General features: G+C 42.8%; 13 protein-coding genes and 1 pseudogene. 4 read left to right on the top strand and 10 right to left on the bottom strand.

Annotated features, from left to right (window positions below):
- From ABZB17_RS11300 to ABZB17_RS11280, 5 genes and pseudogenes are all read right to left on the bottom strand, one after another.
- A pseudogene (locus tag ABZB17_RS11300) lies at window positions 1-318 on the bottom strand (hypothetical protein); the annotation flags it as partial.
- Between the two features lie 10 nt (window positions 319-328).
- A complete protein-coding gene (locus ABZB17_RS11295) occupies window positions 329-1,063 on the bottom strand; it encodes a type III pantothenate kinase (RefSeq protein WP_372650302.1) in 735 nt (244 codons plus the stop codon).
- On the bottom strand, window positions 1,063-1,908 hold the full coding sequence (gene nadC, locus ABZB17_RS11290) for a carboxylating nicotinate-nucleotide diphosphorylase (RefSeq protein WP_372650300.1): 846 nt from the start codon (window positions 1,906-1,908) through the stop codon (window positions 1,063-1,065). Before nadC ends, ABZB17_RS11295 begins: the two co-directional genes overlap by 1 nt.
- 4 nt (window positions 1,909-1,912) lie before the next feature.
- Window positions 1,913-3,484 carry an L-aspartate oxidase gene (gene nadB / locus ABZB17_RS11285; protein ID WP_372650299.1) on the bottom strand — a complete coding sequence of 524 codons (1,572 nt, stop codon included), beginning with the start codon at window positions 3,482-3,484 and terminating at the stop codon, window positions 1,913-1,915.
- Window positions 3,485-3,636: 152 nt separating this feature from the next.
- On the bottom strand, window positions 3,637-3,975 hold the full coding sequence (locus ABZB17_RS11280) for a cupin domain-containing protein (RefSeq protein ID WP_372650297.1): 339 nt from the start codon (window positions 3,973-3,975) through the stop codon (window positions 3,637-3,639).
- Between the two features lie 221 nt (window positions 3,976-4,196).
- Between ABZB17_RS11280 and ABZB17_RS11275 the strand changes: the two genes are divergently transcribed.
- The 3 genes from ABZB17_RS11275 to ABZB17_RS11265 are packed head-to-tail and all read left to right on the top strand — an operon-like array spanning window position 4,197 to window position 9,884.
- Window positions 4,197-5,375 (top strand): efflux RND transporter periplasmic adaptor subunit, encoded by a 1,179-nt coding sequence (locus tag ABZB17_RS11275; protein ID WP_372650295.1) that lies wholly within the window; start codon window positions 4,197-4,199, stop codon window positions 5,373-5,375.
- Window positions 5,376-5,392: 17 nt separating this feature from the next.
- Complete coding sequence (locus ABZB17_RS11270; protein ID WP_372650293.1) at window positions 5,393-8,602, top strand: efflux RND transporter permease subunit; 3,210 nt, start codon at window positions 5,393-5,395, stop codon at window positions 8,600-8,602.
- Complete coding sequence (locus ABZB17_RS11265; RefSeq protein ID WP_372650291.1) at window positions 8,595-9,884, top strand: TolC family protein; 1,290 nt, start codon at window positions 8,595-8,597, stop codon at window positions 9,882-9,884. The genes ABZB17_RS11270 and ABZB17_RS11265 overlap by 8 nt, the downstream gene beginning before the upstream one ends.
- Window positions 9,885-9,930: 46 nt before the next feature.
- Here ABZB17_RS11265 and yiaK read toward each other — a convergent pair whose 3' ends face one another.
- The 5 genes from yiaK to ABZB17_RS11240 form a co-directional block, all read right to left on the bottom strand.
- Entirely contained in the window at window positions 9,931-10,938 is a 1,008-nt protein-coding gene (yiaK, locus tag ABZB17_RS11260) for a 3-dehydro-L-gulonate 2-dehydrogenase (RefSeq protein ID WP_372650289.1), read from the bottom strand.
- Window positions 10,939-11,262 carry a MazG nucleotide pyrophosphohydrolase domain-containing protein gene (locus tag ABZB17_RS11255; RefSeq protein ID WP_372650287.1) on the bottom strand — a complete coding sequence of 108 codons (324 nt, stop codon included), beginning with the start codon at window positions 11,260-11,262 and terminating at the stop codon, window positions 10,939-10,941. It lies immediately after the preceding gene.
- A gap of 5 nt (window positions 11,263-11,267) precedes the next feature.
- Window positions 11,268-11,969: an SDR family oxidoreductase gene (locus ABZB17_RS11250; RefSeq protein ID WP_372650285.1), complete on the bottom strand. Its 702-nt coding sequence runs from the start codon at window positions 11,967-11,969 to the stop codon at window positions 11,268-11,270.
- Between the two features lie 69 nt (window positions 11,970-12,038).
- Entirely contained in the window at window positions 12,039-12,731 is a 693-nt protein-coding gene (locus tag ABZB17_RS11245) for a response regulator transcription factor (protein WP_372650283.1), read from the bottom strand.
- Window positions 12,732-14,486, bottom strand: coding sequence for a sensor histidine kinase (locus tag ABZB17_RS11240; RefSeq protein ID WP_372650281.1), 1,755 nt, complete (start codon window positions 14,484-14,486; stop codon window positions 12,732-12,734).
- A 171-nt stretch (window positions 14,487-14,657) separates the two neighbouring features.
- Between ABZB17_RS11240 and ABZB17_RS11235 the strand changes: the two genes are divergently transcribed.
- The gene (locus ABZB17_RS11235) at window positions 14,658-15,572 is read left to right on the top strand and encodes a hypothetical protein (RefSeq protein WP_372650279.1); all 915 of its coding nucleotides are present in this window, start codon (window positions 14,658-14,660) and stop codon (window positions 15,570-15,572) included.
- Window positions 15,573-15,821: the final 249 nt, after the last annotated feature.

Genomic DNA, 15,821 nt, shown 5'->3' with positions numbered 1-15,821 from the left:
GAAGCTCATGGCAAAATACTTGAAGTTTATATCATTCGTTTTCATACTTGTACTTTCGGTCTGATTATTGGCAAATTTGCCTTCCAAACCAAACTCGAAAATAAAGTTGAGCGAATCAAGCGATGTGTAACTGGCGGGGTTGGCCGCATTTATTTGCATGTTGTATCTGCTTGCAAGGCTTGCTCCTCCCATTGCCGACGAACGTCCGAGCGAATAGGGTTGCAAATCACCAAGACCATAACGCGAATACGGCGATGTGGTATTATTATTAAACTGTGCAAACAATACAGCCGGGAAAAATAATAACCCGGCGATCAAAAAACTTACTCTATTTAGTCTCCCCATTATGTTGTAAAATGCGGTTTAAACCAATGCTGGTTAAATTAAAGTGTACAAAGAAAGAATTTTTTAATTTGTTATCAAAAAATTCGGCATCGCCCCCGGTCATAATAACTTTTAAATTATTATAATTTTCCTTAAATGAGGTAATTGCATGGTCTACTTCGAATACCATACCGTGTTGTACACCGGCTCTAATTGCCTGCTCGGTTGTTTTTCCAATTAGTTGTTTAATAACTCCCTTTTCTACTTTAGGAAGTTTTCCAGTAAACTGGTTTAATGCCTTAAAGCGCATCTCCAAACCAGGTGAAATATTTCCGCCCAGGTATTTACCATCGGCGGTTAACAAATCGTAGGTAATTGCTGTTCCGGCATCAATAACCAAAACATTTGTTTCGGGATACAGCTCGAAAGCTCCTACAATTGCCGCAATGCGGTCTTTTCCCAATGTTTCTTTCGACTCGTAACAGTTTTCTACAGGCAAAGGCGTGGTGGCATCCAGTTCAATAAATACCGTGAACTGTTTGGTAAGGGCAATTTTTAATTCATCGGAATAATCTTTTACCGACGAAAGAATTGCACTATCCAACCCCTCGTATTCTTGTTTTAATAAAGCGATTAACGCAGGCGAAAAGGCATCAACCGACACCGTTTTTACCACCTCGTTTTTCGTACAAACCGAATACTTTGTTCGCGTATTGCCTATATCTATTACAAGATTCATTAGTCAATTATACGCTGACTGATGTCGAGTGCTTTTACCGAATGTGTTAATGCACCAATCGAAATATAATCAACGCCGGTATGCGCCACTTTGCGAATACGTTTTATGGTCATATTTCCCGATGCTTCAATTTTCGCACGACGATCGATAATATCAACACACTCTTTCATCATCGACGAACGCATATTGTCGAGCATGATAATATCAACGTCGGCAGCCAGCGCTTCTTTTACCTGGTCGATGGTTGTGGTTTCGACCTCGATCTTGATACTTTTAGGAATTCTTTTACGAATAGCATCAACAGCCTTTGTTATGCTTCCGGCCACCTGAATGTGGTTGTCTTTAATCATTACCATATCGTACAAACCAAAACGGTGGTTCGAAGCACCTCCCATCCGAACCGCGTACTTATCAAGGTAACGGTATCCGGGTAAGGTTTTTCGGGTATCCAGTATCTCTACTTTTGTTCCTTCAATTTCTTTCATACATAGGTTGGCATAACTTGCAATACCCGATAAACGCTGCAAAAAGTTAAGCGCTTTTCTTTCGCCGGTTAACAACGCACGGTAGGTACCCTTAAACTCGGCAATAACATCGCCAGGTACAACATGGCTGCCATCAGGCATAAATACCTGCCATTTCAGATTTTTGTCGAATTTTCTGAAAACCATTTCTGCTACCTCTAAACCGGCTACAACTCCCTCTTCTTTAGCAACAAATTGTGCCGTTTTTATAACATTGTTATCAATCAGGTTATTTGTAGTTATGTCTCCGTCGCCAATATCTTCGGCATACGCCATGTCGAACAGAACTTCGGCCGATTTTAATGTTTTCTCATCCATCATAGCTTTACTTTCTTATGGGTTCAAACTCAATGTTTTTGTTTTTTTGTTGAATAATATGTGTTTTAAAATCAGGATTCTCCTTCTGAAAATCTTCCCGGATGTGTCCTCCGCGGCTCTCTTCGCGAATCAGTGCCGATTGCGCAATGAGTTTGCTGATGAGCGACATGTTCCTGATCTTAATTAAATTATATTCGTGTTGATCGATGTCGAATTCTGAAACAATTTCAGAAAGACGGCTGAGTGCCGCTTCCAGGTCTTCCCTGTTTCTGACAATACCCAGCTTTTTCGACATAATTTGCGCCAATTCATTCTGGTACTTCAGAAATAGCTGCTCGTTACTGGCATCCAACGTTACCGGCTCGGGCTTTTCGAGCAAATACTCCGGGGCCACCAGTTTTGCTGCTTTTTCGCTGGCACGTTTCCCAAAAACCAAACATTCGAGCAGGGAATTACTGGCCAAGCGATTGGCTCCCATCACTCCGGTTGATGCTGCCTCGCCGCAAACAAAAAGTCCCGAGATATTTGTTTCGGCATCGAGATTGGTACGGATTCCGCCAACCATATAATGCGCCGCCGGAGCAATTGGTAAATTATCTTCGGTTAAATCGAAACCAAATTCCCGTAAATGCCTGTCGATATTTTTAAAGCGGTTCCTGATCTTTTCCTTATCCAAATGTTTTAACGACAAAAAGATATGCTCCTCATCTGATTTTTGAATCTGCCGGAAAATACTGTAGGCAACCACATCGCGTGGTGCCAGTTCGGCCAGCGGATGAATATCTTTCATAAAACGCTCGCCCTTCGAATTCAGCAACCACGCGCCTTCGCCACGAACTGCTTCGCTAATCAGATAAGCTTCTTTTCCCGGCAGGTATAAAGCTGACGGGTGAAACTGAACAAATTCGAGGTCGGCCAGCCGAGCTCCGGCATCGTAAGCCAGTGCAATTCCATCGCCGGTTGCTGTGTGCGGATTTGTTGACCGGGCAAAAACCCGCGACATACCTCCCGTTGCAACAATTACGGCTTTGGTTTTGAATATGATATTTTCGCTGGTTTTAAAATCGTAAGCCTGAAGCCCGACAATAGTTTCGTTGTGTTTCAGCAGTTTTACGGCCACTACATACTCAAAAGCCTCTACATTCTTTTTTTGCTGAATAAGATGCAGTTTAAACAACGTCAATTCTTTTCCGGTGGCGTCGCCGCCTGCATGTAAAATGCGTCGTTTGGTATGTCCGCCTTCAAGCCCCAATACAAATTCGCCATTTTTCTTATCGAACTGCATACCCAAATCGATGAGTTCCTGAACACGTTCGCGACCTTCGTTCACCAAAACCTCTACCGCATCGTGGTCGCAAATACCACGTCCGGCAACCAATGTGTCGTGTGCATGTTGTTCAGGTGAATCCTCGTCGGCAATGGCTGCTGCAATTCCTCCCTGCGCATAATACGAATTACTGACATCAAGCTGCGACTTGGTAACTATCGCAACGCGTCCGTATTTTGAAGAGTGATAAGCAGCCGACAAACCTGCCAGCCCACTTCCTATTACAACCGTATCAAATTCAAGTATTTGCATCTGTTTTCTATGCTTCCAGCAAACAAGCCTGCAAAGTTAGCATTTCTTTTAAGCAAATACCTATATTTTATCACTTAGGTTTTTCATTGCGGCGAAGGCAATCCCTCGCCCCAAAAAATGATACTTGATTTCCAATAAATCTTAGAATTTCCTCACCTTACTTTTTCATCCGGCAAATAATCGGGACGAATTGGGGTAAAAACCTCCAAAACCTTGGCATCTTCCAACACTTCAACCTGGTGCTCAATAGTTGAGGGGATACACCAACTGTCGCCGGGTTCGGCAATTACCCACTCATTGCCGATACGAAAATTCAACCTCCCGGAAATAAGATAACCGGTTTGTTCGTACGGATGGCTGTGCGGCGGCAATTCACTTCCCTTTTGTAATTCAAATTCACACATAATCGATTGCTCTTCAAAAGCCAGTGGCCTCATTTTTACACCGGGCAATAAGCTTTTATACGATCGGAAATTGCTCTTGGTAAACATCTTATATACTTTTGTGTTTTTGCTAATCTAAAATAGTTATTATTGAATTAAACCAAGCATTAATAAAAAGGTCTTTTAGGTACTTGTATTGAGACGGTAGAGGTTAAATATAGGCGATTAATGTGTCGTTTTTACAAAATAAAATTTGTTACATTAAAAAATTAATGATTTTTGTGCTCGCCATTAAACCTATGTTGAGTATAAATTTAAATAAAATAGCCATGAGTTGGAGAAAGACTACGTTCATTGTTGTTGCCCTTATTGTTTTGTTAGGAGGAGCAGCAGCACTATCAAAACTGTTCGTTTCAATGAAACCGGAGCAACCCAAAAGGCCCGATGTTGAGATGAAACGATCGGTAAAAGTGGAAACAGTTAACTATTCAGAAATTACTTCACCACTTTCGCTTCCGGGAGGCCGTGCCGTATCGGGCAGCGAAGTGTTACTGGTTGCCGAAGCATCAGGAAAAATCGAACCGGGCGCCGTTGTTCTTCGTAAAGGCACATCCTTTAAAAAAGGACAGTTGCTTGCCGAAATTTACAAAGACGAAGTGGAGTTGGCCTTAAAAGCCCGCAAAGCAAAGTTTTTAACAACAATGACATCGTTGTTGCCCGACATGAAAGTAGATTTTCCGGATCAGCTAAATGCCTACGAAACATTTTTCAGAGCCATTGATCTGGATGGCGAACTACCTGAAATGCCGGTGGTAAAAGATGAAAAACTTAAAGTATTTTTAGCCAGCCAGGGCGTACTAACAGAATATTACGGTATAAAACAGGATGAGAAAAAATTGAAACGCCACACGCTTTATGCGCCTTTCGACGGAACATTTACCCAGGTAAATTACGAAATCGGATCGTACGTAAACACCGGCGGACAAATTGCACGAATGATCCGTACCGATCATGTAGAGATAGAGGTTCCGGTTCCAAACGATGACAGCGAGTGGATAAAAATTGGCGACAAAGTGTGTATTCATTCCAATCTCGACGATTCACAAATTACCGGCAAAGTGGTACGAAAATCAAATTTTGTTGAAGCAGAAACACAATCACTTAGCGTTTTTGTTCAGGTGGGTCAGGCCGACTCTGACAAGGTTCTTCCGGGGCAGATCTATGAAGTAACTTTCCCCGGACAAAAAATTGCCGATGCCATGGAAATTCCACGTGGTGCAGTTTTTAACTCAAGTACTGTTTATGTTGTTATCGATGGCGAACTGAAAAAACGTGAAATAAACGTGATAAAACGCAACGAAACAACACTGATTTTTGATGGTTTGCCGACAGGAAGCAAAGTGGTTTCGGAACCACTTATCAATGTAAAAGAAAATACTCCGGTTAATATTCTGGGCGAAGAAGGCAACAACAAGCCAAAACGCGGAAACCAGGCTAAACCTCAATAGAGAAAGGAGACAGATCAATGAAGAAGATAGTTGAACTATTTGTAAAATTTCCGTTTTACGCCAACCTGATCCTGCTTTTCCTTATCGTGGTGGGTAGCATAAGTTTTCTTTCGATGAAGAAATCTTTCTTCCCCGAACGCGAATCGCATATGATCACCGTTCGTGTAGCCTATCCGGGGGCATCGCCGGTTGAAATGGAAGAAGGGGTTACCTCGCGCGTTGAGGAAGCAGTCCGCGCAATTCCCGGCATATACGAAATCAATTCGGTATCGGCAGAAAACAGTGCCAGCATACGAATTGAAATTCAGCCCGGATACGATATTGACGAAGCTCTTATTGAAGTAAAAAACGCCGTTGACGGAATTTCGGCACTGCCAACTGCCGCCGAACGCCCCATTGTAGCCAAAACACGGACTACCTCGCCGGGCGCACGTTTGCTGGTTACCGGCGACGTTGATTTAATGACCCTAAAATCGTACGCCCAACTGGTGGAAGAAGATTTCCTGGGATCGGGAATTATGAGCCAGGTTACTATTTCCGGTTTCCCAAGCCTCGAAATTTCGGTTGAAGCAGAGGAGGAAGACTTACTGCGCTACGGACTAACCTTCAATGATTTACAAAATGCAATTACCAATAACAACCGCGACGTTTCGGGCGGACAACTAAGATCGAAAGATGAAGAGTTGTTGATTCGTTTGCGCTCGCGGAGTGCTGATCCGAATAAAATTGGCAACATTATTTTACGTGCCAATCCCGACGGAAGCGTGCTTCGGATTAACGATATTGCCACGGTTAAAATGAAATTCTCGGATGTGCCCAACAAAGCACTGGAGAAAGGAAATCCGCTGATCAACATCAACGTAATGAAGCTGATTACGGAAGATCTTGACGAGATTGACCAATATATCCGGGAATATGTGGAAGAATTTAATGCTGAAACACATGGTGTAAAATTGATCTACTCGCGTTCGTATCTCGAATTATTAAAATCCCGTCTCGACCTGCTTTACAGCAATGGTGGAATGGGATTAATTCTGGTAGTTCTTATTCTTGGAATCATGCTTAGTACCCGCCTGTCGTTATGGGTTGCATGGGGAATTCCGGCATCGTTTCTTGGAATGTTTATCGTGGCCAATATAATGGGAGTTACCATTAACATGATGTCACTTTTCGGAATGATTCTGGTTATTGGTATCCTGGTTGACGATGGAATTGTAATCGGGGAAAACATCTTCCAGCATTTCGAACGGGGCAAAAGCCCGATGCGGGCCGCCGTTGACGGAACAGTGGAAGTTATTCCTGCTGTAACTTCATCGGTGTTAACTACCGTTTGTGCTTTCTCGCCGCTAATTTTTATTACCGGCCGTATGGAAATGATGTATGAAATGGCAGTAATTGTAATTGCCAGTTTGCTCATTTCGTTAATTGAAGCCTTCCTCGTTCTTCCGGCTCACCTCGGAAACGAAAAAGTGTTAAACCGAAAAACATTACACCGAAAAGCAAAAGGCTTACGAAAATATACCGAAGGCTTTTTTACCTGGTTCCGCGATTATGCCTACGACCGGGTTATAAAACTGGTTCTGGAATGGCGTTACATTGTTTTGGGTATTCCGGTGGCAATGATTGTAATTACACTGGGGTTAATTGGCGGACAGCTGATTAAAACAACGTTTTTCCCGCGAATGGAATTCGACTCGTTCAATATTAACATTGCTTTTACCCCGGGTTCCGGCGAACGCCAAACCATGGAATACCTGGAACGTTTCGATAGCATTGTTTGGGTGGTAAACGAAGAGATGATGGCCGAATACAACGACACGCTGCCGATTATTGAAAACAGCATTATCAATCTGGGATCGGCATTTAGTCGCGACGAAAGTGGCGCACACTGCGGAAATATTGATGTATCGCCACGAAACTCGGAAGAAACAGGAATCAGTTCTTATGAAATTATCCGCCGGCTGAATCAGAAAATTGGTAAAGTTCCCGAAGCAGAAAAATTTACCATTGGCGCCAGCAACCGTTTTGGAAACCCGGTTTCTATCGGTTTAATGTCGAGAAATACCGAAGAGCTTGAAGCTGCACGCGATTACCTAATGGACAGGCTAATGCTATACCCACAGTTAAAAGATGTGGTTAATTCAAATGCCTTGGGTAAACAGGAAATTCTTTTGCAGCTAAAACCAAAAGCGTACATGCTTGGCCTGAACGAAACTTACATTGCCGGCCAGGTACGTCAGGCATTTTACGGCGGACAGGCACAACGCCTGCAGGTTGGCCGCGATGAACTTCGTATTTGGGTGCGTTACCCGGCCGAAGGACGCGAGCGAATTGGTCAGCTGGAAAAAATGAAAGTTAAAACGCCGCAAGGTGAATACCCCTTAATGGAGCTGGTTGATTACGATATGAAACGTGGACCGGTAAACATTAACCGTTTTAACGGAAAACGCGAAATCAGGGTAAATGCAGATATGGTTGATCCGGATGCTTCGGTTACCGAAACACTGGATTTAATTAAAGCAGAAGTAATACCTGAACTGGAAGTGCTTTACCCGGGAATTACGGTAATTTTCCAGGGCCAGCAACGCGAAAGTGAACGAAACATGAGCGACCTGGCTTTCCTTTTCCCTATGGCTTTCCTGGCCATTATCTTTATCCTCATGATCAGTTTCCGTTCGTTCGAGCAACCGATGATCATTATTATTATGATCCCGATCTCGATACTGGGAGCTGTTTGGGGCCACGGTATTCACGGCAAACCGCTATCAATTTTAAGTTTGTGGGGAATTGTGGCACTTACCGGTGTAATTGTTAACGATGCGGTGGTGCTACTTGCTAAATACAACCTTCTTATCGAGGAAGGTCTAAAAGTAAAAGATGCCATTGTTGAGGCCGGAAAATCACGGCTTCGTCCTATTATATTAACTACGCTAACCACCGCTTTCGGGCTGTATCCGCTTATTCTCGAAACCAGTTTCCAGGCGCAGTTCCTTATTCCAATGGCCATTTCGCTGGTGTATGGAGTAGCATTCGGAACTATGTTTATCCTGTTGTTTTTCCCGGCACTTATTTTGGTGCTGAACGATATCCGAAAATTTGTTCGCGAACAGTGGTACGGCAGAACATTTGAACGCGAGCACGTGGAAGTTGCATGGCAAAATGCACAACGCAAAATCGATAACAGCATTTATCACGAAGAAGATGAGGAGGAGGACACCAATGAATAAGATAGTAACTCTATTACTGATAATGGCTACGGGTTTGTTTGCACAGGCCCAGCAGCCACTTACACTTACCGATGCCATTAGCAAGGCTTTGGAGAATAACTACGACATTGTTATTGCCAAAGAAAACCAACGGATTGCCGGAATTGAAAACAACTGGGGAACAGCCGGCCGATATCCATACATCAATCTTTCGCTGGGCGACAATAATTCGCTGCGGGTAGTTGATGGCGACAATACCACCTCGATAGGACTATCGGGCGGAGCTTCGGTAAACTGGACAATTTTTGATGGTTTTTCAGTGAATATTACCAAAACCCGTTTGGAGGAGCTGGAGAACCTGTCGAAAAACAATACGGCAGTAATGGTTGAAGGCACTATTCAATCGGTGATTCTTGCCTATTACGATGTTTTGTTGCAGAAAGAAATTCTGGCAACTTATAACGAGGTAATGGCACTTTCGCAAGACCGGTATCAGAAAGCTGAGCAGCAAAGAGAATACGGATCGGCAGTTACTTACGATGTTTTACAGGCGCAAAATGCCTACCTGGCCGACCGGGCAAGTTACCTCTTGCAGGAAGTTGCCTATAAAAACTCCAAACGTAATCTGGCTTATTTAATGGCCGAAAAAGAAGCTGTTGACTACGTGTACACCGATAAGTTTGAAGCAATAACCGAGGATTACGCACTGGCTGATTTAAGAGCGCAAATGATTGAGAACAACAAAAGTTTGCAAAACCAGTACATTAATCAGCGCCTGCTCAGTAATGCAATTGCTTCAGCAAAAAGTTCTTTTTCTCCATCCTTAGGATTTACAGGTGGAGTTACCGGATCACGCTCCGGAATCAAAATTGGAGATGCCGATATGGATTGGACGAACTCGGCAAACTTTTACGGCAATTTTACACTTAGCTGGAATTTATTTAGCGGAGGAAACCGTAAACGTGCATTACAAATTGCCGAGATCGACAGCGATATTGCCGAAATTCGACTAAGCGACATGCAACACGATCTGGATAACAGTTTGGCCAATCTGTTCGAATTTTACCAGGTACGCAAAGAGTTGCTGATGGTTGCCGACGAAAACCTGGCAGCAGCACAACTTAACCTGCAAATTTCGCGCGACAAGTTTGAAGCGGGTGCAATCAACTCGTTCAACTTCCGCGATGTACAGGAAATTTATCTGCGTGCTTCGCAAGGGAAACTGGAAGCGATATACAATTTTATCAACGCACAAACATCCCTGTTACGCTTAACGGGCGTAATAGTGCAGGAATACGAATAAAAAAACGAGCCGATGGAGCATACTTCATCGGCTTGTTTATCGTTTTTTACATGGATATTATATCCTCCCAAACCTTTTGATCAACAGGAATTCCACGCCTAAGGTTTTCTTCACGCAAATAAACTACCCTTTCGCCGGGATATTTTACGGGAGTTTCAGCACTAATTAAGGCAGAGGCTTTAAAATCATCAATTATCGCAGAAATCGTACTTTCAATGGAGGGATAATTTTTTAGTTTCTTCAAGTCAATAGCTATAAAAACCTGCGAAACACCATGTTCTTTTTCTCTCTTGCTTAATTCACTGGTTGATAATCCCGCCGATAAAATTGTTGCCAATATGTCGAGTAACAATGATAATCCGGCACCTTTCCAATAACCAATTGGCAATCCTCGCATCGTTTCAAGAATTTCATCCGGTCTGTTGGTTAGCTCATTATTTTTATTGAAACCTCCGACAAAAGGAAGTTCTTTTCCTTCTGTTTTTAGTGCTTCTATTTTTCCGTATGAAAACTGTGTCATGGCAAAGTCCAAAACAATAGCTTCGGTTCCAAAAGGAACGGCAAAAACCAATGGGTTATTCCCCAGTCGGCTTTCTTTTGCTCCCCATGCCGGCATATTTCTCTCGGTATTCGTCCATCCGATAAAGACAAAACCTTTTCGGGCAGCCTGCCACCCGTAGGTTCCGCCTCGCATCCAATGGTTGGTGTTGGCAATTGCTACGCATCCAATCCCATTATCCGAAGCCAGTTTCATTGCCTGCCCTGTGCAAAACGCTGCATTGAGAGGGCCGGGGCCGAGATTGCCGTTCCACTGTTCAATGGCTCCTGCGCCACTAAACTTTTCGGGTTCAGCATCGGGTATTACAAATCCTTTTCGGATATAATCGACAAAACGGGAAAAACGATAAACACCATGCGAATAAATTCCTTCCAGACTGTTTGTAGCGAATATTTCTGCACACTTTTTTGCCTTTTCTTCCGAGAAATTGTTTTTAAGAAGGATGCGGGTAAACTCCGCTCGCATCTCAGCATATGGAATTCTTATTGTCTTCATTTATATAATTTCCCAAATACGCTTTTTATTCTTTTCCTCTTTGCTGCGAAAAGCCTCTTCCAAATCGATTCCCTTGCGGTTGGCAATGGCGCACAAATAAATAAAAATGTCTGCCAGCTCATCGGCAATTTCGGGGAAATTGGAATTTGAATCTACGAGCAATCCTTCTGATTTTCGAACGGCTTTAAACAGTTCGCCTACCTCTTCGCCCAGCAACAGGCACTTATCGATGATAGTTTGCGTGGCAAAACCCCGCTCCTGCTCCAATGCAGTAACATATTTTTGAAAATCGGCTAATTGTGGTTGATCCTTTAATGTGGGCATAGTTTTTAACTTATACTGTTTGGCGATTCTAAAATTACTTCTTGTACACAGGCTCCGGGAGAAAGTTGCAGCAACCATTCAATGGTTTTAAACAAGTCGTTGGGTTGAATCATCTCCTCGCTTTCCAAAGGTGTTCCGGCATCAAAAGCCATTTCGGTGTTTACCCAGCCGGGGCACAAAGCCGTAACTTTTATTCCCAGCGGATTTAACTCTCGGTAAAGCGATTCGCTTAAACCAACCAATCCGAATTTCGAGGCACTGTAAGCTCCACTTCCGGCAAAACCAACTTTCCCCGACCGCGATGCTACATTAAAAATATACCCGGATTTTTGTGTTTTCATTACCGGAACAACTTCTTTCAATAGTGAAAACTGAGCTGTAAGGTTGGTCTCCAGCATTTTCTCAAAGTCATCATCAGAAATATCCACTGTTCCGTCAAAATAAATTCCTGCATTGTTTACTAGAATATCGATGCTTCCATTTTCCGAAACAATTTTTGCAATGGCTTCTTTTACGGCTGGCTTATCGGTAATATCAAGCTGCAAAACTTTTGCAGTACTCCCAATCTCTTGCGCCACTTGCTCTAGGTTTTGATTGTTTCGGCCCACCAGAATGGTTTGGTAGCCCAACTGGGCCAGTCCTGTGGCAATAGCTTTACCAATTCCTTTTCCTGCGCCGGTTATAATGACAGTCTTACTTTCATTCATAAAATACAATTTGAATTTTAAAGATAGGAAGAGGAATGCAGATAACGCAGATTTTTGTTGTTTTTCCGATCAGGAGTTTACCTCCAACAAAAATCCGCTGCCATGAATATTCTTTATCTCGATGTTCGGATCGTCCTTCAAATATTTGCGCAGTTTGGTAATAAAAACGTCCATGCTGCGGGCGGTAAAATAACCGTCTTCGCCCCAAATCTTGCGAAGTGCCGTTTCGCGCGATAGCAGTTCGTTTTTATTCTGACAAAGCAGCTTCAGCAAATCAGCTTCTTTTGGCGATAACTTTTGTTTATTCCCGTTGCTACTGATTACCCTAAGTTTGGAATCAAACTCGTACATGCCAATGGAAAAAACAGTTTCATCGTTAACCGGTTGCACCGATTGTCGTTTTATAATCGCCTGTATTTTACACAGCAATACTTCGGTATCAAAAGGTTTGGTAATATAATCGTCGGCACCCACATTGTAGCCTTTCAAAATATCTTCCTTCAACGTTTTTGCGGTAAGAAAAACCATTGGGATATTTGCGTCAAGTTTTCTTATTTCTGTGCCAATTGTAAATCCGTCGATATTGGGCAACATCACATCAAGAATACAAATTTGAAAAGACCCGGATTTGAATTTATCGACCGCATATTTTCCGTCGTCAACCCAGGTAACTTCGTAGTCGTTCAACTCGAGGTACGATTTTAAAACCGCCCCAAAACTCAGATCGTCTTCCACCAGAAATATGTGTTGTGCTTTGCTCATTTACTCCCTCACAAAAGGTAAAAATACATCAAATTTGCTTCCCTTGCCGGGTTCGCTGCTCACGGAAATGGTTCCGCGATTCGCTTCCAGTACGGCTTTTACATAACTCAATCCCAGCCCAAAACCTTTTACATTGTGAATATTTCCACTGGTTTGGCGGTAAAAACGCTCAAATATTTTTGCCTGAACCGCCTTGCTCATTCCAATTCCTTTATCGCTTACCGAAACCACCACTCCCTTTTGCTGGTTGACAGTTGACACGGTAATCTCAGGTGCATCGCCGGAATATTTATTGGCATTGTCTATCAGGTTATAAACCACATTCGTACAGTGAATCCGGTCGGTGGTTACCATTGAATTAATGGCTTTTAAATCCAGTTCAATCTTACCGCCACGTTTTTCAACCTGCAATTTAATTCCCTGAACGGCGTCGCTGATCAACTCGTGCACATCAATGGTTTCCCAATGAAATTCAAAATCCTTCTTGTCGAGTCGCGCAATTGTAAGAATATCCTCCACCTGACGGTTCATGCGGGTATTTTCCTTTTTAATCATACCCGCAAAATATTTTATGCGCTCCGGATCGCCCAGCACTTTCTGATTAGTGATCGAATCAGTCGCCACCGAAATTGTTGCAATTGGCGTTTTAAACTCGTGGGTCATGTTATTGATGAAATCCGATTTCATCTCGGAAATTTTCTTTTGCCGAATAATGTAAAAAATACTGAGGGCAAAAGTCATTAAAATGATCAGCGAGAATAAAAAAGAGGCAATCAGCAACCAGTTTAGCGAGCGATAAATAAAACTGTCGCGGTCGGGAAATACAACGGCTAATTTTATGTCTTTCTGGAAAATATCGTTGGGATACAGCTGGGCCTGAAAAATGGTGTTGGCCACCTCTAATGAATCGGTTACCGGTTTTGGGAAACTCAACTCATCGCCCCGAAAAATTCCATATTCAAAATCCAGCGGGATATTGTTTTCGTCAAGCTCCTTTTTAAGCACATCGTAAATCAGGTTTTCATCAATTTTGCGCACGTCCCATGTGGCAACTTCTGTAACCACTTTGTTGGCCATTCGTTTCAGGCTGGTGGCCTTAAGTTTTACACGTTTTGAGATATCGGGAGCCAGAATCTGGAAGGTATCCAGATCAGTAAGCAGCGAATCGATCTTTACCGTACTAATGGTGTAAAGCGAGTCGGCACTTCTTATTATTGTGTCGCTTTTTACAAATACAACACTTCCCGGCTCTGGATTATCGCCGGCAATTACCACATGGCTTTTCCCTGTAGTAGAACTGCTTAGATTATACGTGTAAGACTGCACCTTGCGGCTGTTGGAATCATTATCGATATGAATTTCAATACGGGCTTCCTGATTGTCGGGCGCAAATTCGCGAATGATTCTAACAGGCCGCCGGGTTGAGTCGGTGCGCTGCCTCAAAACACGAGCCTTACCCGGCAAAACATTCCATCTCATCGTATTGTCCGAATCAGAATCAAATTCAACATCGAAATCAAAATCCTGAAGCAAATCGATTGAGTCACCGGCAAACACCATTTCGTTTACCACATCAAGATTATGCAGATCTTCCAAACGATTTACGGTTTGCTGTAGCGCCTGGTTAACACCTCGTTCAAACATCTCGTTTTTTACCCTGATGGCGTTGTTCATCCACACCAGTTGAACGGCAATAATCCCCAAAATGGAGATGCCCATCAAAACGATTAATCCGGCAAAAAGCTTTCTGTTCATGCTTCAAATATAGGCATTTACCCATGCCGATTGTAGATTTTAACTTTTCCTTAACAGATTTTAACCGACCTTTAACGGATTGATTGACAGGCCTCACCCTATATTTGTTTCGTGATTCAGAAATTGATTTTAGCGAACCGAATCAAACGTAAAACAAAATAATTTAACGACATGAAACAAGTACTATCACTTAGCGGAATTTTAGCCCTTGCCTTATTTTTCTCATCTGCCATTTCAATTAACGAAGCGCCCCAGTATCCTCCAAAAACTAAAAAGGAGAAAAAGCACATTAAAATGGTGAAGATTGGAGACGATGGCAAAAAAATGGAAATCGACACGGTAATTGAAGCCAACCAGGTTCTTGTGTGGAATGGCGACACAATTGGAGGCGGCAAAGCGTTGAGTTGGATATCGGAAGAGGATTTCGATTTTGACATGGACTTTGACATTGATGTGGAAAGCGACGAAAACGGAAATGTATTTATACTAAAGGGAGACGGAGCCTCAAAGCCAATGACATACGAGTTTAGAACCAACGACGGCGACTCGGCAAAACACATCATGATGAAAGTAATTTCGGACAACGTATCTTCTGACATTATGAAGTGGCACAGCAAAAATGATAACGAAATGCTATTTGGCAAGCCGGGATCAGCAGGCCCAAAAGTTTTTCACATCAACAAACAAAAAAGTGGAAACGTGATCGACCTGAGTGATCCGAGCATTATTTCGTTCGAGAAAAAAGAACTGAAAAACGGAAAAGAAAAGATTGTGATCGTGCGTGAAAAGCCGAGCGAAGAAGATGTTGAAGTGCATGAAGAAATTATTATGCACAACAGCGACGCGGCACCAATGATCATTCACGAAGGAATGCCGAATATGACCAAAAGAATTAAAGTAATTGCCGACGATGAAGGCCATGTTGAGATTTTGGAAAACGGCAAAACCTGGACTGTTGAGGAAAGTGATGAAGACACACAGGTAATTGAAAAAGACGGCAAAAAGATCATCATCAAAAAAACAAAAAAAGATGGTGAGATGAAAGTTGATGTGGAAGTGGAAGAGAATATTGAGGAAGAAAACTAATTCAATACAATTCCAGAAACAGCAAAGCCAGTGTAATTAACAACATTGGCTTTGTTGTTTTAGGATTAGACCAGCACTTAAATAATTTTAGTTTCGCCCTATCGGGCAGATTCTACTCTTTGGTTTAGCCCAAAGAGTAGACAGAAAACCCAAGGCTGCGCCCGCTTCCCTCGGAAAAGCTACGCGATGCCAGCTAAAATTCCTGAAACTCGTCGTACCTCCTCAAACATCAGTAATTTTTTACGCCGT

Origin of the sequence: Draconibacterium sp., from assembly GCF_041583095.1 — a bacterium.
Taxonomy (GTDB): domain Bacteria; phylum Bacteroidota; class Bacteroidia; order Bacteroidales; family Prolixibacteraceae; genus Draconibacterium.
This window is presented reverse-complemented; position numbering and strand designations above follow the sequence as displayed.